Genomic DNA, 23,334 nt, shown 5'->3' with positions numbered 1-23,334 from the left:
CTTTAAACTCTACATATTTAAAACCCTCTTAAATCATTTATTTCAAATCTGTTTTTAAACGCTTCAAGAAAAAATCACAAACTTCGGTTTGAATAAACTGCTTCTTCAAACTGCACAATAAATATTCTAGTTCAAATTCCTGATAAAAAATTTTAGTCACATACATTTTTAATTCTTCTAGCGTAGGTGGTTCTGACGCATATAGTTTATCTAACGAAAGGTTAAATTGAGAGAACAGCTGATCATTTTGATACCATTCGAAAATTTCTTCACCTTTTATTCGGTAGCTAAACACACCTAGTATTTTTAAGAATGCATTGACTTGATTTTCTTCAAATTCATGATCAATCGTGAACATAAAAAAAGGTGTTCCTCTGCGTTAATCATATGTTTCATCAGACTCATTTGATATTTTAATAGCTTTACTTCTTTTACTACGTCCAACTTCTTCACATCTTTCTTAATATACTCTGTAAATTTTACTATAATACGGTAGTTACAATAAACCATTCATAATACTTTTATCTATTTGTAATTAATTGGATAACAAGGTATATTGTTATAAATAGGAAATTACTTTATAAACTGAAAGCGAGGATACATATGGGTCTATTAATGATTACTGCCATTATCACTTTATCGGTTATCTTGGACTACTTTATTTTTGACTATGATGACAAACACTGGGGCTGGCTAAAAAAAGCTTCTAAACCCGTTAAACGAAGTGTTATTGGCTGTTATTTGCTTATGTCGTTTGTTATTTATTTTGCTTTAAGTCTTCCGTATATTAAGCTTTTTTTATAAATATCATTCTGCTTAAACTGGTTAGCCTATAACTCTTACCCAAAAGCTACAGGCTAACCCACTCATTTCACCACCGCTACAAATTGTTTATCTTCAAATGTAAACATTTCCCCTAACTCATAGATGTACTTCTTTTTGTCTAATTTATAATACTTTCCAAAATAAAGCGTTTTTAAGTTAATACTTATATTTAAATTGAGATCTTTCTCTTTGGCTTCTTCACCATCTAAGCAAGAATATAATTCAATGTGACACCCCTCTATCAGGTATTCCTCAATATAAGTAAACAACTCTCTTATTGATTTAGAATGTACATCACAAGATAATTCGTAGATATAGGGCAAGGTGAATGCGTGCTCTATGTCACTGTACCCGTCATTTAAGTAATTGATACTAATACCGTACGCATCTTCTTCTTTTTCATAGATTGTAATCAGCTGATCTTTCTTTTGATTTCGATTAAAAAGAGAAACTTCGGGTAAAGGCACCAGCGTTTCTTTAGTGCCAAAACTTCCTGTAGGCAATTCATAGGGAGATCCTATATAGTGATGTACGGTCATATTCGTCACTTCGCTTTCTCTTTGCTTATAAAATACTATTATTCTATCACTCTTATTAAGATTACATACAAATACAAGAAAAATATGTATAATAAAACCAGGAGGTGACAACATGAAGAAACTACTGCCTTTTTTATTTTTAGCCGCTCTTTATTTGTATGACTCTTCATATAATCATACTGCTTTTTTACATAAACCGGTTGTTTCTGCATTTTTATATGCAGCTGCTATTTTAATTTGTGCATTATTATTTATAAATGTAAAAAAAGATCGAGCTGTTTAAGCAAGGAGAATACTATGAGCTATAAAATTGTATTTTTTGACGTGGACGGAACCCTTACGCACCACGAAAACGGGACTATCTCCGCTAAAACTCGAGAGATTGTAAAAAGCTTAAAAGATAAAGGAATAAAAGTTGTTGCCGCAACAGGCAGGCCTTTATCTCTCTGTGAAGAAATTAGAGAATTAGGTATAGATACGTTCATTACCGCAAACGGCGCGTATACTGTACATAATGAAGAAGTCATTCATAAGCTGTCCATGGATAAGCACGTTGCGCGCGAAGTCTTTGAATACGCAGCCTGGCAAAATCACGGTCTTTCATTTTATACAAAAGAGCTCAGCACGAACGGTGTCAAAGATGACAATATTTTAAAAGCACTGAAGGAAACGCTATCTCTCAGTGATTATCCTCAAATGAATGAGCGTATTTATGATGAAGACATTTATTTAATGTGCTTATACGCTGATGATAAAACGGCTGATCAGTATAAACAACGATTTCCCCAGTTAATGTTTAAAAGATGGCACCCTTTTGTCGTAAGTGTTCTTCAAGAAGAAATTACAAAATCGGTAGCTATCCTGAAGGTCTTAGACTATTTTAACATCGATCAATCTGAGGCTATCGCATTCGGAGACGGAGAAAATGACATCGATATGATAGAATTAGCCGGCCTTGGAATTGCGATGGGGAACCGATCTGATAAGTTAAAAAACGCCGCAGATTTTGTCACGAAGAAATCGGGTGAAGACGGGATTGAGTTTGCCCTTAAAAATTTTGAAGTCCTATAGAAAAGTGGCACGCCTAGATAACTTATCTAAGCGTGCTTTTTTCTTTCCATAAATGTTTCAGGATGTAGCTCCTCTGATTGAATGACAATGGCCGTCATGCCGGTTTCACTTCCCGATGTATGCCACTCTCCTTTTTCCCACAGTACTGCTTCTCCACGTTTAATGGATATTCGTTTTTGATTCTCTCCTGTTACCCATCCCTCACCTTCGACTACGATAAATAGCTGAGAGATAGGAGCTTGATGATGCCCTATCGTTCCTTCTCCTTCTATATACATATAACCGATCGTAGCTGCTTCATTTGTTCGTGCCATTTTTACGTAAGTGGCTAAACGCGACTGATATTTTTCTACTTTTTTGCTATGTTCTTTACTGAATTTGTAGATTTTCAATATACATACCCTCTTTGTCCATCACGTTTTCTTATTTATTTTTACTGCGTTTAAGATACTCAGGCGGAGACACAGACTCAACAAATAAAGCACCGTCTAGCTGGTCACGCGGTACAAATAAAGTTGGCATAGTACCACTTTCTAAAAAGATCGTTTTAGTAAATATCCATTTGTTGTCTGATTTTTTTTCAAGCTGTGAGAAATCAGTAAATAAAGCTGGTGACTGCACTTGATGCATATAGTCCTCTAGACTTTTTTTAGGCGGCTTCTCTATTTTATATGGCTGCCCTGTATCCGTATGTATTTCACCTTCATACATAAATAAGCCTAAGTAATAAGACTGTTTTTTTATTTCATTAGAGACAATCGCTCCTAGAGGTTCAAAGCCTGTAAACGTTTTATATTGTTTGAAAATATGAAGGTTATGTGCCCAGATAATAATCTTTTCATTAGGGTACAGCTCTTGACAAATCCATTCTAAATTTCCCTTCATTCGTTTTTCTCTTAGTTTTTTATACATCCGGTGATTATGGTGAATATGATTGATAAAATACAAACGGTTTTGCAGGCATCGAATAATTATTTTAACTTTACATACAAGCTCTTGATTTTCAAGATGCAAAACGTATTCTTCAAGTAGATAAGCTTCTAAATCTCCTATTACTACGCTTGCTTTTTCTTTAAACTCTGCAAACTCACGTAGCATTTCTGCTGGAACTTTTTTTCTTCTCGATTTATATTGCCCTAGTTGGTAATACCATTTATACACGCCTGCTTCAATGTATTCTATCTTTTCTATCATGTCTTCAGACACTACGGGACTCAGCTGCTGAACGAATTTCACGAAAAGATCACGATTAGAAGAAGGATTAATATCTATTCCTATTAAACTTAAATCTGATTTTTTCATTAGCTGAAACAAAGATAGATTTTCTTTTGTTGCCCATAAAGAATAAATGGCGTTTTTTAAAAAGTCTTCATCTGTAAACTCTTCTTTTAACTCATTAGCGCTGTAGCATTCAGCTAATCCGCTTTCAAATGCCAGTACGGTAAAATTCATTTCTTTATGTAGAAATTCTATTATTTTTGACTTCATCATATTATGTTCTCTTATGTTGTGACCATTTTCCCCTAACCACACAATTCTCTTATCTTTTACGATATGACGGAGAAATTCAAACTCTTGAGGCGTACATTCAGCCGGTTCGCTTAAATGGATTGAGTTTTTAGATAGCCACTCCACAGAGTTTAAATACCTCTCTTTTCCTTTTGAAAAAATCCCCATATTCTATCCTCCTTCACCAAGTTACCTATTACTTCCATTTTACTAAAATACAGCTAACACTTCACTATTTATGTCCAATAGCTGATCAACAGCAAAAAGACCTTATAGATACTCCTATAAGATCTTGTTTTTCTAAAGTTCTAGATCAACTCATCCCGCTGAGCTTTCTCCAAACGCTCTTTGACTATTTTTTTAAACGCGTGAGAATCATCCACGCGAATGGCAACCTGCTTGTATTTCTTTTTGATTCCCATAAAAAGCGTTGCTTCGATTGGAGATTTTAGTGTTAGTAAAAGATCAGGATGCACGGTTTCAAAATCGCGTGCGATAAATTCAATCGTGGTGCTAGGTATTTTTTGTTCGAGGATGTGAGTATCTTCAATTATTTCTTCAATATCTTGAAATCTGATTTTCATACGCTTGGCTAAGCCAAAAGAAACGTATAGACAATCATCGTCCACTCGCAAAGGGTTAAGCCTTAATGCTTGAATATCTCCTAAAAAGAAAACAATGCTATAAATATTAAGAATCAGTAAAACGATTGAAAGAATGATAGACGTATTGTGCAGCAGCCAGTGAAGGCCTAATGTTTCAATAACAATCGCATGAATAATCATAATTTGAAACGTAATAAAACTTGAGCGTTTATACAGAGTAAACGTATTCCCTTCATTACTGGGCTGCTTCTTCCACGTTCCAAATGCATAGTAAAACATCAGCATTTCTGAACAAAGGATGTGTAGAAACGTTTGTTTGGGGAACTTTTCGTTTACAGCCCGCGAAAAAGAAAATAAAAGCGGTAAAGAGCTTGATTTGATCCTTCTCAAAATAGGCGGTACGTTTTTAACTAGCATAAACAGCAGCGAAAGTTCAAATAAAATGAGTACTCCTTCTATTCCAACACCGAGCCACATAACCGTCTGAAAAGAAGCCAAGTATTCACTTGGAATGATAAAACGCGCAGCAATAAGGCCTATAGCCATTAACACAATAAAGTGCTTTAAACTGAACTTACGCTGCCAGGCTAGAAATAAGAGCGGAGCCACAAGACTTAAGTCTAAAATAGAACCTACTACTACTCCGTTGAGATCAGCAGGCAGCGACTGAAGACCAAAAGAAGAGTGGTACAACACGTAATTTGAACTTATGACTAACAGCAGTAAAAAAAGAGCAACAAAAGAAACTGTTTTTTTATGAAGAACCAAACAACCCACCTCACTTTAGTTAGTGAAACACGTGAATTCCTGTTACTTCCATTTTACCAGTGGAGTTGATTTAAGTCACTTTGTAGCGTGACATTATGTTATAAAATCATTTTTTTCACCAATTCTTTTATACAAATAATTTACAATGTAAAAAGAGTTTGACATTTATGGAACTGATGATAAAATAATAAATGTAAAATACTTTTTACATTTATTATAAGGAGGAGTAAGAATGGATTGGGTTAAAATTGTGTATTCATTCATCCTGTTAGTTTGCGGACTTTTGATTTTTTTTACATCATCTTCTCGAAAAGGTGATGAAAGAAAGAAGTTTATCAGCACGAAGGCTCAATCATACGCATTTGTGGTAGTTATAGGTATGCTGATTTTAGAAGTTATAGAGTCCATTTATCGGACTTTTCAAGGAAAAAATTCTTATGATGGCATTGGCATTTCGCCGCTAATATTTCTAACGATGATTTCAGTTGTATATTTGATAACGTTTCTCACCTACAGAAAAAAATACGGTGATTAAATGAAAGATCACAAGTAAGAAATAAAGAAGTTCAGCTCATCTTTCCTGATGAAACGATAAATATAGCCTTACTTTATAATTAGCTTTTAATACAGCCTCTAGATGACATCCGACAGTAGATGAGCTTGTTATAAGTGTTTTATTAACAAGGAATAACTAGACCTCCTACTGAGGTTTTTTTGTGCATGCCTAAACTTTTGTTTTGATATTAAACTGAAAATAAAACATCTCCCGTAATTAAAGTCAGGAGATGATATCATAAACGTTGAGCTCATTAGGGTTTGCTTACTTTCTATTCTGTTTCTCAAGTGATTCAATGATTCTATCATTTTGTTTAAGGATCTTCCTAGCTTTGCCTCTAATGAACATAAAGTGATAAAAACGGCTATAAATCCTACAGTAGCTAAAAATATAAAGGCTTCTCCCCTTTTTTAAACAATCAACCATATACGCCCTACATCTCAAAAAAGCTATGCCTTTCCACTTTGCACACTCTAAGCGAAAACGTTTGATACCATTCTTTTTTTCCTTTGTGCTGCGCTGCGCGGTGGGCTGAGTTTTCTTTCCACATTCTTATTGATTCTAAGGAATCCCAGTAGGAAACGGTAATACCTAAATCTTGATCTCTAGCACTTTCTATTCCTAAAAAGCCTTTTTGTTTAGATGCAAGCTCCACCATTTTATCTGCCATTATCCCGTAACCCTTCTCTCCTTCTGTTCTTTCAGAAGCGAAAATGACAGCATAATAAGGAGGATCAGGGGTTTTAACAATTCCAGGCATATTGATTTCCTCCTTTAAATAAAGTCTAATTAATCACAAAAAAAGTCTAATGTGAAGACTCTTTTACTCTTGATACGTAGAAGCTACTACTTTATATTTTTTCACTTTTGCTAGTTCTTTATCAGGGATTTGCGATGAAGCAGCGTCAAAAGAAATGGATTTTCCAGGAGTCAGCTGCGCTTCTTCCGATTGAAATGTAGTTCCTATAAACTCATTTTGTTTTCCATATAAGGCTCCACCAACCAGAATATATTCAATAGATTCTTTGGTATTGTTTGTAGCTGTTCCTTTGATATGTAAGATGTGATTCTCTTTTTCCTGACTCATTGCGTCGCCTTTAATTTTCAAGCTCTGTACATTACTTGCAGGTTTTATCGGATTAATCTTGACCTTTACATTATATGTATCTGGTTCTTTATTAATAATTCCTTCCGCTGAAATGTACCCTTCCTCGCCCGGCTTTAGTACATAGGGAGCAAGATGAACGTCGGGGTCACTTGGAATAATATGCGGATCAAGGACTTTTCCAGTTTTGTTTACATATTTTATTGTTGTATCGTTTACATTAAGCGTTTGGTCACTTTCATTTTTTATAACCGCAGAATAGCTCAGTACGTTATTATGAGTGATCGAATCTGCAAGTGTATAACTTTTTTCTTCTACTATTTTTATTTTTTCATCCTTTGTTTTCTCTTTCTTATGCTGGGCAGTGTCCGTTTCCTTGTTGCATCCAGCCAGAATGAACAAGAATGCTAAGAGTATTCCTAGCAGCAGTCTTACTTTCATGATGATTCCTCCGTTTAATACTATTTTTTTCACAAATTCCATTATAATACTTTTTTGGATTTATCTAAAGGGAATTTCACACCTAATTAGAATATGCTAAAATTATAATAAGATAAATATTCCATTTATGTGATATAGTTCTTTATATATAAGTAATAAACAAATAGAGTTAGAAGAGTTTTCGAAAGATTACCGCGTGGTAGCTGCAGATATGCGAGGCTATAACTTATCAGATAAGCCGGAAGAAATTTCTTCTTACAGCATGCCTCACTTAATGGAAGATGTAAAACAGTTAATTGAAGCATTTGCTTATACATACCCGCAGTATCTCAAAAAGTTAGTGATGTTTGATGCACCGCACCCTTACACATTTATAAGAGAGCTTGCTGAAAATCCTGCTCAACGAGAAGCAAGCAGCTATATGAGCTTTTTCCAACAGTCGAATTCTCAAGATGAGCTACTCGCAAATAATAGCGAAAAGCTAAGAAATATGCTGACGGAGCCCGGCATTAAAAAAGGCTATTTAACTAAAGAAGAAGAAGCTAAATATGTAGAGGCGTGGAATCAGCCAAATGCAATGAAATCAATGCTTAACTACTATCGTGCGTCTTCCCTTTACCCATTTGAAGAGCGCGTTCGTAAACCCGTAGCACTGCCGCATAAAGTATTTCAGTCTCCGACTTTAATTGTATGGGGAAATGCGGACGAAGCGTTTGAAAACAGTAATTTAGATGGTATTGAAGAGTACGTTCCAAACGTAACGATTCATCGCTTAGACGGTGTAGGACATGCGCCTCAGCATGAGCAGCCCCAAAAGGTAAATGAATTTATGAGAGACTTCTTAAGCAAATAAACTAGAAAAAGACTGCAAAGCACGGTATACAGCCAGCTGCTTTGCAGTCTTTTTTATAAATTATAAAACATATCGTCAACTATTAATTTCTATTATTGGATTATTTTTCAACTTTTTAATGGAGGTATACGGGGTATAAATTTTACTGTACAGATGCAGTCCCCCTAAAGGAACATGTACATTTCTTTCTTACTTACCCTTTTTGGAACTCTCTTTTTTGAGAGTTCTTTTTTTACGCGTTTACTTCTTTCCCATCGGAAGAACAATCTTAAACAATGATCCTCCCGTCTCCTTATTATCGGCCGTGATGCTTCCTCCGTGGTTTTTCACAATGGAATGAGCAATATAAAGACCTAGCCCCAAATTCCCGTGCCCGCTTGTTCTCGACGCATCTTCTCTGTAAAACTTTTTAAACAGCTGTTCTTTGTTGGATAGTGTAAACCCAGGACCCGTATCATGTATTTCAAAGATTACTTCGCTATGATGAATGACGGTATTCCAAGCTATCTCCCCTCGTTCAGGCGTGTACCGAATACAGTTTGTGATGACATTATCTAATACTTGAGAAATGCGCTGAGGATCTCCGTAAAATTGATTTGGTCCGTCTGCTTCACTAATTGAAGATAAAAAGGTAATCTCTTTTTTTTGACATAAAAGCTGAAACTCGTCCGCTTTCTCATGAACAAATGTGTAGATATCAATAGGTTCCTGTTTTACGGTAAAGCCCGGGTTTTCTATGACAGATACTTCTTGCAGCTGATTTAATAGTTGAATCGAACGCTGTGTATTTGTGTAGATCGTATGTAAATATCGATTAAGCCTCTCCGCGTCCTTTTTGCTTCCTTCTACTAAAATTTCGGTGTGACCGTGAATGATTGTAAGAGGCGTTCGTAAATCATGCGCAATCGCAGCCGTCATATCCTTACGGTCTTCTTCTAGCTGCCACTGTTTAGCTAGCGATTGCTTTAATTCTTTTCGCATTTCTTCAAAGGCGTGCAGCAGCTGACTTAATTCTTTGGCGTCTTGAGTCACGGACAGCGAAAAATCCAAATTATTATGTTGAATATTCTTTGCGGCTGTCATCAGCTCGTTAAAAGGTCGTTCAATTTTTTTGCTAAATCGTCTTCCAAATAAATAAGCAAACAAATAAAAATAAAGAAACGGACTGGCTAGAGATAAAAACGCTACAAGCGCAACGATCCATTTAATATTTGGGTTAGCCGAAGCCATGTTTAATTGATATCTTAACGCAATGGCCCCGTTTACTTCGTCTTTTGAATCAAAAAGCGGATAGACTTTTATAATATATTTACCTGAATGGATATTTGTATTAACCTGAGAATAAAAATCGCGTTTGCTCTTGATATATGAAGTGGACATGGAGCCATACACGATTTGTCCTTCTCTATTCATAATTTGATAATCCATGCCTTCTAGCGGAATAACCGATTCTACTTGGTTTTTAGCATCTTTAGAAAGGAGCGCGTCTTCTTTTTTCTTAACGAACTGAAGAATATCGGGAATTTGTTTTTCATAATAATTTGCTGGATTCAGTGCTCCGGGCATAAAAAACCAGTTCACTGAGATGACAATTCCCCACGTTAAAAGCGTAGCAAGCAGGCTATACAGCAAAATCACATGAAAAGATAAAACAAACTGCGCTTTTAACGTTGCCCGGTTCATCCATTTTTTTATTTTACCCATTTGTAGCCAATGCCCCAAACGGTCGAGATATAAGGTGTTTCGTCACATTTTAATAGTTTTGCTCTAATTTTTTTCACGTGTTCTGTAATCGTAGATGAATCTCCTTCCGCGTCGTAGCCCCACACTTTTTCATACAGCTGCTCGCGTGTAAACACCTGACCTGGATGAAGAGCGAGAAAATGAATGATCTCAAATTCTCTCGAAGTAAACGGAATTACTTCATTGTTATGTAAAATTTGATAGCCATTTAAATCAATGGTTAACTCTCCAAAATGAAGCCTGCTATAGGAATTGCTGCTAATTCTCTGCTCACGGCGCAGATGGGCATAAATACGGGCTTTTAGTTCTTTCATGCTAAAAGGTTTAACTAAATAATCATCTCCACCGACCAATAGTCCTCTTACTCTGTCCTGCTCCGTTTGCTTTGCGCTTAAAAAGATGATGGGGCATGATATGCTTTTTCGGATTAGTTCACAAAGTGCAAAGCCGTCCATGCCTGGCATCATCACATCCAGCACAATTAAATCTGGATTTATTTTTAACTTTTTTAACGCTTCTTGCCCTTCGTAGGCGAACAGCACCTCATACCCTTCATCTTGCAGCGCATCTTTCATAAATGAAATAATGTCTTTTTCATCATCCACTAGTAAAATTGTTTGATTCATCTCCAGCTCACCCTACCCATTCTTTCTTTTTCCATACGAATAGGTTTATTATAAGGCTAATGAGTAAAATTGGAAATAATAGGTTTACTAAAAATTCAGAGTTTGGCCTGCTTAATTCATGAAAAACAGAATCGGTTACGGAGAAAAAGAAGCTTAGTTTATCTGACACATACACACTTCCAATTAAAGCACCAATAGTTGCGACGTAAGATAAAATGGAATTAGGCATAAGAACACTCAGGATACTCCCGATACTAATAACCGCTATAAAGATGCAAAAACAAATGCCGTAAAATTTCAGCGAATATAGTAACGCTCCAACAGTCCCTAAAGTCTGTCCTCCTAAAAACGTTGTTTCATTTACATGAGGCATAACCATTCTTCCAAGGCATGTACCCACTAACCACGTAATACAAAGAATAATAAAAACTAGTAAACATTGAACCGCCCACTTTACAAAAAATAGCTTCACACGATGGTGCGGCCGAATTAGTACCATGCGCAGCGCTCCCGACGTGTACTCACCGTTGAAGCTATCTGCCACAAACATAGGAATGACAATAAACGTAATCGCAAAGGATAGGTCTCGAAGAAGCAGCGGTGCTGAATTTAAAGAATCAATTTTCACGTCGTGGTCTGCATCAAAAAACGAAATGCCTCCCCTTTGAAAAAAGAACCAAATAAAAGCAAGTAACCCTGCGTACACGGCTAATACAGCCGCTGTTTTCTTTCGTTTAAACGTTCGCTCTAATTCACTGATAAAAAGTCCTGTCATCATGTCTTTTCTCCTTTTATAGAAATGATTCTTTTTTTCGAATAGCTACATACGTTAAACCGCTAAAAAACAGAACATAAAAACCTAACACACCGAAATTCCAGCCTACAAACTGCGGTTTTTCTGCCATCATGACTGTGATCCCCTGCCATTGAATCATCGGTACGGAAGTAAAAAACAGCTGTCCAAAAAGCTCTTCACTCATCCACTGCTTAAACCCTGTTAATAAAGTCGGGTACGAAAACGAGATCAGTATAAAAGCAACACCGATTCCAACAGCCGTAGTGGTCGTTTTGCTGATAACAGAGATAAAAAACAGCACACAGCATATCGCAATAGTCGTTAAATAGGCATATCCATAGAATGAAAGATTATATACTAGCGCTTCTTTTATGTTGAAAGCATGACTGTGATAAAACACAAAGTAGGTTTGCGGATGTTCAAACATCAGAAAGCCTATCACATAGCTCATACAAAAATACGTAATAAAAAACAGTAAATTAAACAGCAGAATCACTGCGGCTTTTGCTAGGATGATTTCTTTAAACGAATATGATCGTATCATGACCATTCGCAGCTGTCCTGACCGGTACTCGCCGGTAACAACGAGCGTAATAAAAACTAAGAACATGGCATTAAAAACGGTAAATAACATTTCAGCTAAGCTCAGTACAGGAAAGTTTCCCGCAAACGTATACTGTGGTAAATCGACTGTGAGTGCTCCGTTTTCTTTTTGGAGATAAGATGAAGCAGCTAACAGCACCACCGGCACTAATAGAAAGGTCAGCCACGCCACTTTTCTTTTCCAAAGTCTTTCCCACTCCGCTACTAACAGCTCCTTCATTGTGACACCAGCTCTACAAACGCATCTTCCAGATTTTTACCGGATGCTAACTGGTCTAGAGCGCCGGCCCATATTAGCTCTCCTTCTCTCATCACAACGATTTGATCACATACTCGCTGTAATTCATCCAGCAAATGACTAGAAATCAAAATCGTTTTGTTATAGTCGCGTTTTAACGTAAAAAGCAGCTCGCGCAGTTCACGTACGCCCATTGGATCTAAGCCGTTGGCTGGCTCATCTAGTATCAACAGGTCCGGGTCACCTAAGAGCGCTTGAGCAATTCCGAGCCTCTGCTTCATTCCAAGAGAATACGTTCGAACTTTATCGTTTTCTCTGCCGGTTAATCCCACGATATCAAGCACTTCTTTTACTCTTTGCTGCCTTTGTTGTTTTGTGTGAAATGAATGCAGGCGAGCTAAATTTGTCAGGTTTTCTTTTCCTGTCATATAAGGAAAAAAGATGGGCGACTCTACAATTGCGCCAACGCTTTGCAGCGCTTCTTTTCTTTGTGAAAAAATATGTTTGTCATTAATAAAAACTTCTCCTGCGGTTGGTTTAATTAACCCCGTCAATAAACGAATTAAGGTCGTTTTACCAGCTCCGTTTGGTCCTAACAGTCCACATATTTCCCCTTCATTAATTCGAAACGATACTTCTTTTACTAAGTGACGGCGTCTTACCTTTTTCGAAACGCTTTTTACATCTAAAATGATATTTTTCATATTAAATCCCCCCTACACGTAGTATAGGAGGGATTTATAAAGAATTTATAAAGTTTTTAAAAATTATTGTACAGGCTTTTTAGCTACGATATAGGATACCACTGCGAATAAAAGCAAAAACAAATAGCCCGCACTTTCAAAGCCTCTTACTTCTCCATAACCAATATAAAAAAGTACAGCCGCAGTAATAACGGTTAGAATTGAAGGAGCCATTCTAACGACTTTGTTCCATTTCATTTTTCTGAATAGCCAAGTTAACACGAGTATAAGTACACCTGGCAGCAGTGCAATAAGTAAAGGACCGCCTATCATCATCGTCTATCAACCTTTCAAGATATCTGTTATTGAGGAGCATGTATAGAGAAATATTTAAGTGCTGTGTTTAGTTTAGTTTTTTATTCCCTTTCCCGTAAATCACAACTGTGTAAGAATCACCTTTCACTTTATTCTTCATTTCTTTTGTTTCAAGAAATTCATCGATAATCCCTTTAAGTTTATCGGCAAATTTCTTATTATCTTCGGAAACGTTTAATGAAGTGTAGATAAATAATTGTGGTTCGGGATGAACAGAATAGCCTACCATCTTGACATAATATTTCTTTTTTCCTAATAAGTCTTCGCCTATATCCGTAACAATAGTTCCCCATCGATTATCTTGATCACGTTTCTTAAGATTTATTTTCTTTATTTTTATTAAAGCATTCTCTGCCTTATTTTCAGCCAGAACAGCATGAATGAGGGCTTTTATTTCTTCTACTCTCTTTTCTGTATTAGGAATTTCCAGCTCTACTCTTGGCGGAGAATTAAAACTAACGTTAGCTATTAAAAAATCATAATGATGCTTCTCTAATTCTGTAGAAAGATCAGTTTGAATCTTTTCAATTTTTTTCTCTTGTGCATTCGGTTCCGTATAGACATACGGCTCCATTCTTTCAATTTTAAACGTATAGGCATCATATTGCCTTTTGGACAAAATGTTGGTTGCAATATCAGTTATGTCTCCTCGTACCTTATTAAAATACTTCTCCGACCCTTCTACTGATACAACTAATTCTTTTTTCCCTCCATAATAGGTCTGCCCCACGCTAGCTGTTTTATATCCCTTTTTTTCAAGCTCTTGATATAATACATCGGCTATAGGCTTTTGCTTAAAAAGCTGTCCTACGTAAGGGATTTTAGCAGCCACTTGGGCCATTGCTGGAGAAACAAAAGCTGAACTAATGAATGCACCGCTCAAAAGAAAGAGGGCAATCCCACAATATACAATATTTCTTACCAGATGATTTTGTTTTATAGAAAATAAATTTCTTTTAGACTTTGGTGGTGAAGATTCTAATTGATCAATTGTTTCTAAAAGCCTTTGTTTATGTTTTTGCTTCCTTGTTGGTTTCCAAATCAACTCCTCGTTCAATTTTTCTAGCGAATTGTCATCTATATAAAAATTAAACGGTTTCTTCATATACGTATCCATCCTTTACTAACTGCTTTCTTAAAGCAGGAATTGCCCTGAACTGCGCTGATTTTACTTTACTTTCAGACCAGCCTAAAATAGTCGCTGTATCTTTAACCGAAAAACCTTGAACTTTGCGCAGTAAAATAACTTTACGATGTGAATCTTTGAGCTTTCCTAACGCTTGATACAGTTCTAGAGAACTTTCTTTAAGCTCAATCATTTCTTGAGGTAAACGAGCATGATCCTTTTTCGAAAGAAGAAAGTCTTTTAAAAGACTAGTAGGCTTTTGTTTTCGAAAATAATCAATCGTTACATTATGGGCAATACGAAATAACCACGTCTTTTCACTAGCGTTTTGCTGAAATAAATCATAGGAAAGATAAGCTTTTACAAATGTTTCATGGGTCAAATCTTCAGCTTGCTGATAATCTTTTACGAGCATCAAAATAAATTTTAATAAGGCGTTACTGTGTTCGTCATACCAACGCTCAATCTCTTCTTTTTTCGTATTTTCCAATGTTCTGACCATCCTTTTAACTAATATTCGTTACTTAGACGTAATCTAGAATAAAAAGTTGTGGTTTTTATTTACAAAAATAAAAAAGCTCTCCTAATTAAGAAAGCTTTTACTATCACAATCTATGAAATTTTTAGTTAACCAAAGGCTTAGGGCTCGGAAATCCCATTCGCAATTGCTAATAAAAACATTAAGCCAGAAAGCAACACAATAAAGATGCTGTTTGCGATAATGCTAAACCACACAACGCTCGGCTTCTTCGTTCGGACTCCTAAAACTAATGCCACAATAAAACCAAGGTCTATTGCAAAAAACAGCCACAGTGCAATAGTCAAATCTCCGCTTCTGTTTGGAAAAATTGAATTTGATGGAAATATCCAATCTGCAAAAAACACTACAAACGCAGCCACCAACAAAATAACCGTTAATAAAATTGGCTTATTTTCTTTTGAAACACTCATTTCAAATATCCTCCTAACTAAAGAAAATAATACCATATAATACTAAATTGAAATATACAAATTACAAAGTCTCAACATCAGAAAGAAAAAAAGGACATAGATTTTTATTAACGGGTTCTTTTCTGGGGGGCAAAACTTACTTTCATAATGCATTCTAGTATGTATTGACACATGAATCACGTTTTTTATTTGCTTGGTATTACTTCTATATTTGCTATTTCCCCTTAAATTCAAGCAGAAATTCGCATAAAAATTCTCGAATATGGAAATAATTATTTGAATTTAACCGTGAATTATTATTTAGTTAGTTTTAAAGATATTATTTATTTTAAGTAGGTTCTGATATCTTTCGTTGTTGATTTTGGAAGTTTTGTTGAACAAGTTGTAAATTTAACCTTCTAAAGTAAGGGCATTTCTTTGTGATGAGAAATGCTTTTTATTTTGCTTAAAATCAAAAGCATATTTCAATAATAACAATAATAGTATAACAAAAAACGATAATATTTTATTGTAAAACGATAAATCATATGTTAAATTCTTATTATCATTAAATAAGCGAGGTGTTTTTATGAATGTTAAACGAGGTTCTACCACTTTCTTAAAGGTAATAATTTTTCTGATTGGAATTGCAGTGCTTGCCGCATGTATATTTTTGTTGCCTGAAGCAGCCAGAAGAGATGCTGTAGAGCGTCCTGGTGATTATTCGTTATATCCACTTTTGGTATGTACATATGGAATATGTATCACGTTTTCTGTGGCGTTGTATCAAACTTTTAAACTTTTAACCTATATCGAAAAGAATAATGCTTTCTCTGAGTTATCTCTTCAGTCTTTGAAGATAATAAAAAAATGCACTTTTACTGTCATTTTCTTTATTTTGTTAGCAATAGTTTATTTAAGGGTGCATGCTCAATTCACAGGTGATGATGCAGCAGGTCCAATATCTCTAGGTCTAATGGGCATCTTGGCAACAAGTATCATCGCAGCCATTGTGGACGTGTTTCAAAAACCTATAAAGAATGTCATGGATTCACAGCCAAAAAACAATTAACATTTAGAAATATAGGAGAGGTGTTTTTTATGAAGATAGCAACCACATTATTTTTAAAGATAGCAGTTATTCTCATTGGAATTCCGGTTCTCGCTTTGTGCATATTTCTGGTTCCTGAACTGGCAGATGCGGTAGCGGATTTCTTAGGTATTCATTCCATAGAATATATCATTTTCATCCTTTTATATGGAGGAACATTACCTTTTTACTTCGCCCTTTACCAAGCTTTTAAACTGTTAAGTTATATCGACAAGAACATTGCTTTCTCCGAATTGTCTGTTCGAATTTTAATGAGCATCAAATACTGCGCCATTTCCATCTGTAGTTTGCATGTTTTAGGTTTACCCGTCTATTATCTCGTGGCAGATAAAGACGATGCCCCAGGTCTTATATTTGTTGGAATGGTCATTCCTTTTGCTTCGTTGGTTATCGCAGTTTTTGCTGCTGTTCTCCAAAGGCTTTTGCAAGAAGCGATTAACATAAAATCAGAAAATGATTTAACGGTCTGAGGTGGAGGATATGGCAATTATTATTAATATTGATGTGATGTTAGCAAAACGAAAAATGAGCGTAACCGAGCTTTCAGAGAGGGTTGGAATTACTATGGCGAATCTTTCCATCCTGAAAAATGGGAAAGCAAAAGCGGTTCGTTTTTCAACATTAGAAGCGATATGTAAGACTTTGGATTGTCAGCCAGGCGATATTTTGGAGTACAAAAGCGACGAAGACAATCAATAATAAAAGACCATAAATTTCTTCAATTATGAGGATTAGGTATTGAAATTAAAATGAAGGGGCAGCTTAATTGCTGTCCCTTCTCTGCTTTTATTGATTTTTTTTAATTAGAGAACTCGATTGAGAATTATATTGATATGGGTGACAATCTTAGACATAGCTCATTGCAAATATTCTTCCGCTAAAGAAGGATTTAAGTAGCGAGCCATACCGGTTTTCATTTTACGAAACCCTGCTTTTTTATAAAACTCTTCATTTCCTGCTGTGGAAACAAGATGAACGCAGGAAATATCGTCAAGCTGAGCAAGCAGGTTCTCTATAATTTGCTGTCCAATTCCTTTGTTTTGATACTCCTTATCAATCACAACATCATAAATCGCAGCATTAAACACACCGTCGGAAAGAGCTCTGCCAAACCCTGTTATTTTATTTTCATCATAAGCAATCGCTACTACGCTGCTTGCTTGAAATATTTTTTTAATTTTTTCTTCATCATGGTTCTTCCACCCGACAGAGCGGTAAATTTCTTTCATCCTCGACCACTCAACGTTTTCTATAGAATGTGAAAAGGAAATCTTCATAGAATCTACTCCTTTTGTTTTTTTATAAACTATTTCTTTTTTCAAAAGCAAAAGTCCTTGGTAGATCATTACGAGTATGTGTATACGATAAAAAGTATCATACATGTCAGTGATGATGTATAAACGTTAACTTCTATATTTAACCGCAAAAAAGGTACAAATTATCTGCGATTTGCACCTAAAATAACTACGTTCGTTTACTTAATAATCATAACCGCACAGCGTACTCGTTTAGCTACTTTATGACTGACGCTGCCTAGCACCATTTCTTGAAGAGAATTTAAGCCTCGGCTTCCTATTAGCACCAGATCAAAGTTGTTTTGATTGGCGTAGGCTACAATGGTTGGCCCCGGGTCGCCGCGTTCTATTTTAAGTTGATGCGCTATCTGCTTCTTTTCAAAGCAGCTCTTTATTTCTTCAAGCGCTTGCTGTCTTTTTTGTTTCAGCTCTCCGTGTAAAATTTCGGTTTTCGCCTTTGATAAGTCAATAACCGAAATAATTTCTACTTTTGATTGCGGTATGAAAGAAGCAACTTGTATCGCATGCTCCGCGGCTCTTTTTGAATGTTCTGATCCATCTACAGCTAACAAGATTTTTTGATACATTCATTGTCCCCCTATCAATGAGCTGATGCTCTTGCATTCGGCTTATTGTAAGTCGCTAACCTTTGAAGCAGCTCTTCACTTACATCATTTAAACCTGTCAGCTTCACTTCAGCAGACGTTTGTGCTTTTAGCTTCAGTACGATTTTATCGATAGCCGCTACGGCTGAGTCATCCCAAATATGGGCTTCTGAAAAATCAATCAAAATTTGATCTTGTTTTTCTGTAAACGTAAAAGAATGAACAAAGTCTTCTACAGAGGCAAAGAATAGCTGACCTTTTACCTTATAGACCGTTCGATTTTCCGACTTCTTTGCTGATACGTCTAGCTTTGAAATTTTAGCCGCAAAGAAAACTGCGCTTAAAATCACACCTGCAATAACTCCTTTGGATAAATCGTGTGTTGCTACAACCGTAATCACCGTAACAAGCATCACGACGGTATCTGTTAAAGGGACTTTTGTGAGCGTACGAAGTGAAGACCAGTCAAATGTTCCAATCGATACCATAATCATGACCCCTGCTAGTGCAGCCATTGGGATTTTGACAACCCAGTCCCCTAGCACCAAGATGAGAAACATGAGAAATATCCCCGCTACAAACGTTGATAAACGACCGCGTCCGCCTGATTTTACATTAATAACGGTTTGACCGATCATCGCACAGCCGGCCATGCCGCCAAAGAAACCAACGACGATATTCGCAATTCCTTGCCCTCTGCTTTCTTGGTTTTTATTACTAGACGTATCTGTCATATCGTCCACAATCGATGCCGTCAGCAGCGATTCCGTTAATCCAACAATGGACAGCCCTAAAGCTGTTGGAAAGATGATGGACAGTGTTTCCATATTCCAAGGAACATTAGGAATAGAAAAGAGCGGCAGTGATTTTGTAATCTCTCCTAAGTCTCCTACTGTACGCAAATTAAATCCTCCGAAAATAGCTGCAATTGTCATGACGACAATGGCTACTAATGGAGATGGCACTGCTTTTGTAAAGCGCGGTAACACGTAGATAATGACAAGAGTTAACGCCACAAACACATACGTCATCGTTGAAATTCCTACGAAGTGCGGAACTTGTGCCATAAAAATTAAAATAGCTAATGCATTCACAAACCCAACCATCACGGACCTCGGAATAAATTTCATAAAGCGAGCAATCTTAAAAATACCAAACAGAAGTTGAATCACACCCGTTAAAATAGTCGTTGCCCATAAATACTCCATTCCATGTTCTTTTACTAGTGTCACCATCAGCAGGGCCATCGCGCCGGTAGCTGCTGAAATCATCGCAGGACGCCCTCCTACAAAGGCCATTACAACGGCGATACAAAAAGATGCGTGTAATCCTACCATCGGATCTACCCCGGCAATAATGGAAAAAGCAATGGCTTCAGGAATGAGCGCAAGCGCTACGACAATACCTGAAAGGATATCTCCTTTCACGTTGCCAAACCACTCCACTTTTAATTTATTGAACATGATAACCAAAAACACCTTTCTCTCTATAGTCATAAGCGTTTACTGTACGCTTTTCTAGATTTTGGACAATAAAAGTAGTAAAATAGAAAATAAATAGAACCTAAATGGAACGTTTATGGTACTTTTAATATATAAAAAAATGAGTGAAAACAGCCTAACATATCCTATCTTTCTCAAGAATTATATTCACGTACATGAAACGTTTCATTACATTTTTTAACTACGCTCTTATTAAATTGAAGTAATCAGCTCCTTTATTTTTTCCTCATTTAATCCAAACGCTTTTTTCACTTTATTCTCCAAGTCCTGTGTGACTCTTCTTTTTCCAACTTCCACTAATGCAATGAGTGAAAAACTGCAGTTTACTCTTTCAGCGAAATTCCGCTGATTCAAATTGTAGCTTTTTCGAATCTGTTTAATGGTCTCTTTATCCATATTACACCTCGCTTTTCTTTTATAAGTGGCTTCCAACTCTCATAGAAGCCGAGACGTTGTGAACAACTAAAACTCTAGCAGACCTAAACCAAAATGTCTATCATTTTTTGTTCCAAAAACGATCTTTTTCGGAACTACACTTCTTTCTATACTGAAAAGAAATGTTATGAGCGGAAGGAATTTGGTACAATAGGTAAATATAAATAAACAATCCATGCAGGAGATGGTGTAGTGATTATTGGTTATACCCGTCCATATAGCGAAGATGAAAACTTGGACAAACAGTTACAGGCGTTGCAGCCTTTTAATTGCGATAAAATTTATCATGAAAAAACAAATTCCATAAAAAAAAGAGTAGAATTCGATGAGATGGCAGCTTCACTTCAGCCAGGCGATACAGTCGTTGTGTATAAATTTTACTGTATCGCAGACTCCACTCGGCACCTCATTGAATTAATTGAATATCTTTCAGATAATCATGTTCACTTTGTATCGATTTTGGATGACGTTGATACATCCACCGAACAAGGAAAAGCCTTTTTCAGTACCATTAAACGTATTGGTGAATTTCAACATGACGTCATCAGTGAACGCACAAAAGCCGGTCTTCAAGAAGCAAAATCAAAAGGAAAAAGCGGTGGCCGGCCAAAAAAACCTGACTATAACGTCCACCGAGCGCTTGATATGTACTGGAGTAAAAACTATACGATTGCTCAAATTACAGAAGCTACAGGTATAAGCAAGACGACTTTGTACCGTTACTTAGATAACTAAAACACTAACAGCACATGTGAAAAAGACGTCCTTTTATTCGGTAAAAAGGCCGTCTTTTTTTAGTGACTATATCACTGAAGGTATTTAGGATTCGGTTTAGAATGGTGATTAATTTCTTCAAATATATCTGAAGAAGGTTTAGACGACACTTTGTTATGTAAATCTTGCGCAGGGACGCTGCTTTGAGAAAAAGATGACATATATAATTCCATCAACTGTTTAAAGTCCCCTACAGTCAAAGGTTTTGCGTCTTCTTGAAGTTCGTATCCTAACTGTCCATTTGGTTCGATTGTGGCGGTTTTAACATCTTTTATAGTTGATATGCCTGCATTTCGTAATCTCATTTCTAATTGATCGGCGGTTAAACGTAATTTTTTAAGCTGCTTAGTATCTAATTGACCATCATTTATAACGATTTTAGACTTACCTGTCAGAAATTTTTCAAACCCATTAAACTTTAATTGTAAGTACTCTAAAACTAAAATAGCAAGAACAAAAATAGCTGCCCCGCCAATGGCTTTTAGCATACTTTTCTCAACAATAGGTTGTACAATGATAGTACCTAAGGAAATCATAACGACCGTCTGAGCGAGCGTCATTTGAGCAATCGATTTTCTTCCCGCTATTCTCAACAATAAGATTCCCGTTAAAATCAAGATTACAGATTGCCAGATAAAATTCATAATATCATCCTTTTTATTACAGTCTGCTTTTAGAGTAGGCATCTGAAAGCAAATTATTCATGTATCAAAAATTTCGTTTCCACTCCTCATACCCTAATAAAGTTAGAAAACAAAAAGATACCTTACGTAAAGGTATCTTTTTGTTTTGTTATTTTCTTTCTCGGAATCACAGGACTTATACAGATTGATCAATGCAGCGTATTAATCTTGTTTCAATATCTTCTGCTAGTCGTTGAAGCACTTCATCTCGGAGTTGACACTATTCTGCCCCATCCTGTAGCTTTAAACCTGATATCAACGACAGCAGCTCCAAGTAAAATCTACATCGCATGTTTTACCCCTTTTTTAACAAGTACCCAGTTAGCAGGATAGCTCGTACAAAAGCCAATGATCATGGCGATTTGCATCATAAACCAAAAGACCGCGCTGTCTGGTTTGGGTGCCTGTGTAAAAAAGACATAATGTGATAAAGCCATCCAGCCAAACATGCCGATTTCAAAGGCAATAAGGGACCACGTATCTGCTTTTACCGCATTTTTCAACTCTTCTTTTGAGCTATTATCTTTCATACTCATGCCGTAGTATTGAAAAGCAATTCCCGCTATATAAGCAAGAATAAATTCTGCTACATAATCTGCAAAAAGTACGCTTCCGGCAATCGTCCATCCCGTTAAAAATACGATTGGTGCGCCAATTAAATCTCCGACCGAGCACCCGCTGCTGCAGTGCGTAGTCGATACAAAAACACTTTGCCAAAAAGGCTTCTCACTATGATGGTGCTCGTGATGATGACCCTCATGAGCATCATGCATATAATCAGAGGAATGATGAGCATGATCGTGTTTTTTTCGATCTTTACGGCCTAATTTAAAGTAAAACCATATCCCTGCGACAGGAAAATATAGCCCTGTGATAGGCCACACAATATTCATCACAAACATCATCTGCGAATGCCTGATCACGTCGATTGTAATAACTAAAAATTGAATAATTCCAATTGCAATAGCGATATAAGAAAGTATTTCTAGCCAGCTCAAGTGCTACACTCCTTTAAGATTTATCTATCAACTACATACCCTCCACCCCTATATTTAAACGTAAAAAAAAGAACCTGCTCATCACTTAATAAGTTTTACAGCACTCTTATGTTTATTATGTTTACTAAACTAAACTATAGTCTAATGTAATAGAGAGAAGAAAAAATAAGGAGGAATTTTACAATGTCTAACGAAAATTATCAAACTGTTATTCAAACGCTGCATGAATGTATGAGTGCCTGCAACCAATGTTTTGATGCTTGCCTAAAGGAAGAAAATGTAGGGATGATGGTGGACTGTATCCGTTTTGACCGAGAATGTGCAGATATCTGCGGATATTTGGAACAAGCTTTAGAAAGAGGAACGCCTTTCGTTGCTGAACTAGCGGGAGTTTGCGCTGAAATTTGCGAAAAATGCGGTAACGAGTGTAAGAAACACGATCATGACCACTGTCAAAAATGTGCAGAGGCCTGCTTGAAATGTGCGGATGAATGTAGAAAATTAGCTGCATAATCTTTGGAATATAAGAAAGCTAGAAC

General features: G+C 36.3%; 31 protein-coding genes and 1 pseudogene. 10 read left to right on the top strand and 22 right to left on the bottom strand.

The window, feature by feature from the left end; all coding sequences use genetic code 11:
* Positions 1-37: 37 nt before the first annotated feature.
* A pseudogene (locus AC0C45_RS13185) lies at positions 38-444 on the bottom strand (DUF1878 family protein).
* 159 nt (positions 445-603) lie between these two features.
* On the opposite strand from AC0C45_RS13185, the gene AC0C45_RS13180 reads away from it, so the two are divergent.
* The gene (locus AC0C45_RS13180) at positions 604-804 is read left to right on the top strand and encodes a hypothetical protein (protein WP_013084139.1); all 201 of its coding nucleotides are present in this window, start codon (positions 604-606) and stop codon (positions 802-804) included.
* Positions 805-866: 62 nt separating this feature from the next.
* Here AC0C45_RS13180 and AC0C45_RS13175 read toward each other — a convergent pair whose 3' ends face one another.
* Positions 867-1,364: a hypothetical protein gene (locus tag AC0C45_RS13175; protein ID WP_257062549.1), complete on the bottom strand. Its 498-nt coding sequence runs from the start codon at positions 1,362-1,364 to the stop codon at positions 867-869.
* A gap of 112 nt (positions 1,365-1,476) precedes the next feature.
* Between AC0C45_RS13175 and AC0C45_RS13170 the strand changes: the two genes are divergently transcribed.
* Positions 1,477-1,647: a hypothetical protein gene (locus tag AC0C45_RS13170; RefSeq protein ID WP_186326202.1), complete on the top strand. Its 171-nt coding sequence runs from the start codon at positions 1,477-1,479 to the stop codon at positions 1,645-1,647.
* 14 nt (positions 1,648-1,661) lie between these two features.
* Positions 1,662-2,435 (top strand): Cof-type HAD-IIB family hydrolase, encoded by a 774-nt coding sequence (locus tag AC0C45_RS13165; RefSeq protein WP_472928184.1) that lies wholly within the window; start codon positions 1,662-1,664, stop codon positions 2,433-2,435.
* Between the two features lie 26 nt (positions 2,436-2,461).
* Here AC0C45_RS13165 and AC0C45_RS13160 read toward each other — a convergent pair whose 3' ends face one another.
* From AC0C45_RS13160 to AC0C45_RS13150, 3 genes are all read right to left on the bottom strand, one after another.
* Positions 2,462-2,827 carry a cupin domain-containing protein gene (locus AC0C45_RS13160; RefSeq protein WP_237892641.1) on the bottom strand — a complete coding sequence of 122 codons (366 nt, stop codon included), beginning with the start codon at positions 2,825-2,827 and terminating at the stop codon, positions 2,462-2,464.
* A gap of 31 nt (positions 2,828-2,858) precedes the next feature.
* Positions 2,859-4,112 (bottom strand): erythromycin esterase family protein, encoded by a 1,254-nt coding sequence (locus AC0C45_RS13155; protein WP_472928183.1) that lies wholly within the window; start codon positions 4,110-4,112, stop codon positions 2,859-2,861.
* 140 nt (positions 4,113-4,252) lie between these two features.
* Complete coding sequence (locus AC0C45_RS13150; protein WP_237892643.1) at positions 4,253-5,317, bottom strand: beta-carotene 15,15'-monooxygenase; 1,065 nt, start codon at positions 5,315-5,317, stop codon at positions 4,253-4,255.
* Between the two features lie 232 nt (positions 5,318-5,549).
* Between AC0C45_RS13150 and AC0C45_RS13145 the strand changes: the two genes are divergently transcribed.
* Positions 5,550-5,852 (top strand): hypothetical protein, encoded by a 303-nt coding sequence (locus AC0C45_RS13145; protein WP_280168612.1) that lies wholly within the window; start codon positions 5,550-5,552, stop codon positions 5,850-5,852.
* 454 nt (positions 5,853-6,306) lie between these two features.
* Here the strand turns inward: AC0C45_RS13145 and AC0C45_RS13140 are convergent, their stop codons facing one another.
* Positions 6,307-6,633 carry an antibiotic biosynthesis monooxygenase family protein gene (locus AC0C45_RS13140; RefSeq protein ID WP_016766565.1) on the bottom strand — a complete coding sequence of 109 codons (327 nt, stop codon included), beginning with the start codon at positions 6,631-6,633 and terminating at the stop codon, positions 6,307-6,309.
* Positions 6,634-6,696: 63 nt separating this feature from the next.
* Entirely contained in the window at positions 6,697-7,419 is a 723-nt protein-coding gene (locus AC0C45_RS13135; protein ID WP_237892644.1) for an FxLYD domain-containing protein, read from the bottom strand.
* 211 nt (positions 7,420-7,630) lie between these two features.
* Between AC0C45_RS13135 and AC0C45_RS13130 the strand changes: the two genes are divergently transcribed.
* The gene (locus AC0C45_RS13130) at positions 7,631-8,272 is read left to right on the top strand and encodes an alpha/beta fold hydrolase (RefSeq protein ID WP_257061842.1); all 642 of its coding nucleotides are present in this window, start codon (positions 7,631-7,633) and stop codon (positions 8,270-8,272) included.
* Positions 8,273-8,512: 240 nt separating this feature from the next.
* Here the strand turns inward: AC0C45_RS13130 and AC0C45_RS13125 are convergent, their stop codons facing one another.
* The 9 genes from AC0C45_RS13125 to AC0C45_RS13085 form a co-directional block, all read right to left on the bottom strand.
* On the bottom strand, positions 8,513-9,976 hold the full coding sequence (locus AC0C45_RS13125) for a sensor histidine kinase (RefSeq protein ID WP_237892646.1): 1,464 nt from the start codon (positions 9,974-9,976) through the stop codon (positions 8,513-8,515).
* Positions 9,964-10,641: a response regulator transcription factor gene (locus AC0C45_RS13120; RefSeq protein ID WP_016766561.1), complete on the bottom strand. Its 678-nt coding sequence runs from the start codon at positions 10,639-10,641 to the stop codon at positions 9,964-9,966. Before AC0C45_RS13120 ends, AC0C45_RS13125 begins: the two co-directional genes overlap by 13 nt.
* A 7-nt stretch (positions 10,642-10,648) precedes the next feature.
* Entirely contained in the window at positions 10,649-11,419 is a 771-nt protein-coding gene (locus AC0C45_RS13115) for an ABC transporter permease (protein ID WP_051975577.1), read from the bottom strand.
* Between the two features lie 13 nt (positions 11,420-11,432).
* Positions 11,433-12,260 carry an ABC transporter G family protein gene (locus tag AC0C45_RS13110; RefSeq protein ID WP_013084151.1) on the bottom strand — a complete coding sequence of 276 codons (828 nt, stop codon included), beginning with the start codon at positions 12,258-12,260 and terminating at the stop codon, positions 11,433-11,435.
* Positions 12,257-12,982: an ABC transporter ATP-binding protein gene (locus tag AC0C45_RS13105; protein WP_034650206.1), complete on the bottom strand. Its 726-nt coding sequence runs from the start codon at positions 12,980-12,982 to the stop codon at positions 12,257-12,259. Before AC0C45_RS13105 ends, AC0C45_RS13110 begins: the two co-directional genes overlap by 4 nt.
* Positions 12,983-13,045: 63 nt before the next feature.
* Positions 13,046-13,297: a hypothetical protein gene (locus AC0C45_RS13100; RefSeq protein WP_472928182.1), complete on the bottom strand. Its 252-nt coding sequence runs from the start codon at positions 13,295-13,297 to the stop codon at positions 13,046-13,048.
* Between the two features lie 67 nt (positions 13,298-13,364).
* Complete coding sequence (locus AC0C45_RS13095; RefSeq protein ID WP_472928181.1) at positions 13,365-14,441, bottom strand: DUF4030 domain-containing protein; 1,077 nt, start codon at positions 14,439-14,441, stop codon at positions 13,365-13,367.
* Complete coding sequence (locus AC0C45_RS13090) at positions 14,425-14,952, bottom strand: RNA polymerase sigma factor (protein ID WP_051975576.1); 528 nt, start codon at positions 14,950-14,952, stop codon at positions 14,425-14,427. The genes AC0C45_RS13095 and AC0C45_RS13090 overlap by 17 nt, the downstream gene beginning before the upstream one ends.
* A gap of 149 nt (positions 14,953-15,101) precedes the next feature.
* Positions 15,102-15,413, bottom strand: a complete 312-nt coding sequence (locus AC0C45_RS13085; protein WP_016766554.1) for a hypothetical protein — start codon at positions 15,411-15,413, stop codon at positions 15,102-15,104.
* A 568-nt stretch (positions 15,414-15,981) separates the two neighbouring features.
* Here AC0C45_RS13085 and AC0C45_RS13080 point away from each other — a divergent pair.
* Genes AC0C45_RS13080 through AC0C45_RS13070 form a run of 3 tightly spaced genes read left to right on the top strand, consistent with a single transcriptional unit; the run spans position 15,982 to position 17,202 of the window.
* Entirely contained in the window at positions 15,982-16,464 is a 483-nt protein-coding gene (locus tag AC0C45_RS13080; protein WP_047931394.1) for a DUF2975 domain-containing protein, read from the top strand.
* A 29-nt stretch (positions 16,465-16,493) separates the two neighbouring features.
* Positions 16,494-16,973 (top strand): DUF2975 domain-containing protein, encoded by a 480-nt coding sequence (locus AC0C45_RS13075; RefSeq protein ID WP_034650194.1) that lies wholly within the window; start codon positions 16,494-16,496, stop codon positions 16,971-16,973.
* 10 nt (positions 16,974-16,983) lie between these two features.
* Positions 16,984-17,202 (top strand): helix-turn-helix domain-containing protein, encoded by a 219-nt coding sequence (locus AC0C45_RS13070; RefSeq protein WP_013058154.1) that lies wholly within the window; start codon positions 16,984-16,986, stop codon positions 17,200-17,202.
* 158 nt (positions 17,203-17,360) lie between these two features.
* On the opposite strand, the gene AC0C45_RS13065 is transcribed toward AC0C45_RS13070, so the two are convergent.
* The 4 genes from AC0C45_RS13065 to AC0C45_RS13050 all read right to left on the bottom strand — a co-directional run bounded on the left by AC0C45_RS13065 (position 17,361) and on the right by AC0C45_RS13050 (position 20,301).
* Positions 17,361-17,780: a GNAT family N-acetyltransferase gene (locus tag AC0C45_RS13065; protein WP_034669126.1), complete on the bottom strand. Its 420-nt coding sequence runs from the start codon at positions 17,778-17,780 to the stop codon at positions 17,361-17,363.
* Between the two features lie 197 nt (positions 17,781-17,977).
* Positions 17,978-18,385, bottom strand: coding sequence for a universal stress protein (locus AC0C45_RS13060; protein ID WP_237892649.1), 408 nt, complete (start codon positions 18,383-18,385; stop codon positions 17,978-17,980).
* 14 nt (positions 18,386-18,399) lie between these two features.
* Positions 18,400-19,866 carry a SulP family inorganic anion transporter gene (locus AC0C45_RS13055; protein WP_472928180.1) on the bottom strand — a complete coding sequence of 489 codons (1,467 nt, stop codon included), beginning with the start codon at positions 19,864-19,866 and terminating at the stop codon, positions 18,400-18,402.
* 231 nt (positions 19,867-20,097) lie between these two features.
* The gene (locus AC0C45_RS13050) at positions 20,098-20,301 is read right to left on the bottom strand and encodes a helix-turn-helix domain-containing protein (protein ID WP_237892651.1); all 204 of its coding nucleotides are present in this window, start codon (positions 20,299-20,301) and stop codon (positions 20,098-20,100) included.
* Positions 20,302-20,532: 231 nt separating this feature from the next.
* On the opposite strand from AC0C45_RS13050, the gene AC0C45_RS13045 reads away from it, so the two are divergent.
* On the top strand, positions 20,533-21,075 hold the full coding sequence (locus AC0C45_RS13045) for a recombinase family protein (RefSeq protein WP_088567559.1): 543 nt from the start codon (positions 20,533-20,535) through the stop codon (positions 21,073-21,075).
* A 71-nt stretch (positions 21,076-21,146) separates the two neighbouring features.
* Here the strand turns inward: AC0C45_RS13045 and AC0C45_RS13040 are convergent, their stop codons facing one another.
* Both AC0C45_RS13040 and AC0C45_RS13035 read right to left on the bottom strand, forming a co-directional pair.
* Entirely contained in the window at positions 21,147-21,758 is a 612-nt protein-coding gene (locus tag AC0C45_RS13040) for a DUF421 domain-containing protein (protein ID WP_280168615.1), read from the bottom strand.
* Positions 21,759-22,078: 320 nt separating this feature from the next.
* Positions 22,079-22,795 carry a DUF4396 domain-containing protein gene (locus AC0C45_RS13035; protein WP_257061831.1) on the bottom strand — a complete coding sequence of 239 codons (717 nt, stop codon included), beginning with the start codon at positions 22,793-22,795 and terminating at the stop codon, positions 22,079-22,081.
* A 183-nt stretch (positions 22,796-22,978) separates the two neighbouring features.
* On the opposite strand from AC0C45_RS13035, the gene AC0C45_RS13030 reads away from it, so the two are divergent.
* Positions 22,979-23,308 (top strand): four-helix bundle copper-binding protein, encoded by a 330-nt coding sequence (locus AC0C45_RS13030; protein ID WP_045290877.1) that lies wholly within the window; start codon positions 22,979-22,981, stop codon positions 23,306-23,308.
* Positions 23,309-23,334: the final 26 nt, after the last annotated feature.

The sequence above is a fragment of the Priestia sp. VA7 genome, assembly GCF_055710015.1.
This window is presented reverse-complemented; position numbering and strand designations above follow the sequence as displayed.

Coding starts and splice junctions, on each gene's coding strand:
- AC0C45_RS13155 (WP_472928183.1), bottom strand. CDS start 4,112: ATGGGGATTTTTTCAAAAGGAAAAGAGAGGTATTTAAACTCTGTGGAG.
- AC0C45_RS13175 (WP_257062549.1), bottom strand. CDS start 1,364: ATGACCGTACATCACTATATAGGATCTCCCTATGAATTGCCTACAGGA.
- AC0C45_RS13075 (WP_034650194.1), top strand. CDS start 16,494: ATGAAGATAGCAACCACATTATTTTTAAAGATAGCAGTTATTCTCATT.
- AC0C45_RS13125 (WP_237892646.1), bottom strand. CDS start 9,976: ATGGGTAAAATAAAAAAATGGATGAACCGGGCAACGTTAAAAGCGCAG.
- AC0C45_RS13050 (WP_237892651.1), bottom strand. CDS start 20,301: ATGGATAAAGAGACCATTAAACAGATTCGAAAAAGCTACAATTTGAAT.
- AC0C45_RS13065 (WP_034669126.1), bottom strand. CDS start 17,780: ATGAAGATTTCCTTTTCACATTCTATAGAAAACGTTGAGTGGTCGAGG.
- AC0C45_RS13170 (WP_186326202.1), top strand. CDS start 1,477: ATGAAGAAACTACTGCCTTTTTTATTTTTAGCCGCTCTTTATTTGTAT.
- AC0C45_RS13130 (WP_257061842.1), top strand. CDS start 7,631: ATGCGAGGCTATAACTTATCAGATAAGCCGGAAGAAATTTCTTCTTAC.
- AC0C45_RS13140 (WP_016766565.1), bottom strand. CDS start 6,633: ATGCCTGGAATTGTTAAAACCCCTGATCCTCCTTATTATGCTGTCATT.
- AC0C45_RS13105 (WP_034650206.1), bottom strand. CDS start 12,982: ATGAAAAATATCATTTTAGATGTAAAAAGCGTTTCGAAAAAGGTAAGA.
- AC0C45_RS13115 (WP_051975577.1), bottom strand. CDS start 11,419: ATGATGACAGGACTTTTTATCAGTGAATTAGAGCGAACGTTTAAACGA.
- AC0C45_RS13080 (WP_047931394.1), top strand. CDS start 15,982: ATGAATGTTAAACGAGGTTCTACCACTTTCTTAAAGGTAATAATTTTT.
- AC0C45_RS13085 (WP_016766554.1), bottom strand. CDS start 15,413: ATGAGTGTTTCAAAAGAAAATAAGCCAATTTTATTAACGGTTATTTTG.
- AC0C45_RS13165 (WP_472928184.1), top strand. CDS start 1,662: ATGAGCTATAAAATTGTATTTTTTGACGTGGACGGAACCCTTACGCAC.
- AC0C45_RS13145 (WP_280168612.1), top strand. CDS start 5,550: ATGGATTGGGTTAAAATTGTGTATTCATTCATCCTGTTAGTTTGCGGA.
- AC0C45_RS13040 (WP_280168615.1), bottom strand. CDS start 21,758: ATGAATTTTATCTGGCAATCTGTAATCTTGATTTTAACGGGAATCTTA.
- AC0C45_RS13095 (WP_472928181.1), bottom strand. CDS start 14,441: ATGAAGAAACCGTTTAATTTTTATATAGATGACAATTCGCTAGAAAAA.
- AC0C45_RS13100 (WP_472928182.1), bottom strand. CDS start 13,297: ATGATGATAGGCGGTCCTTTACTTATTGCACTGCTGCCAGGTGTACTT.
- AC0C45_RS13110 (WP_013084151.1), bottom strand. CDS start 12,260: ATGAAGGAGCTGTTAGTAGCGGAGTGGGAAAGACTTTGGAAAAGAAAA.
- AC0C45_RS13030 (WP_045290877.1), top strand. CDS start 22,979: ATGTCTAACGAAAATTATCAAACTGTTATTCAAACGCTGCATGAATGT.
- AC0C45_RS13060 (WP_237892649.1), bottom strand. CDS start 18,385: ATGTATCAAAAAATCTTGTTAGCTGTAGATGGATCAGAACATTCAAAA.
- AC0C45_RS13055 (WP_472928180.1), bottom strand. CDS start 19,866: ATGTTCAATAAATTAAAAGTGGAGTGGTTTGGCAACGTGAAAGGAGAT.
- AC0C45_RS13070 (WP_013058154.1), top strand. CDS start 16,984: ATGGCAATTATTATTAATATTGATGTGATGTTAGCAAAACGAAAAATG.
- AC0C45_RS13120 (WP_016766561.1), bottom strand. CDS start 10,641: ATGAATCAAACAATTTTACTAGTGGATGATGAAAAAGACATTATTTCA.
- AC0C45_RS13180 (WP_013084139.1), top strand. CDS start 604: ATGGGTCTATTAATGATTACTGCCATTATCACTTTATCGGTTATCTTG.
- AC0C45_RS13135 (WP_237892644.1), bottom strand. CDS start 7,419: ATGAAAGTAAGACTGCTGCTAGGAATACTCTTAGCATTCTTGTTCATT.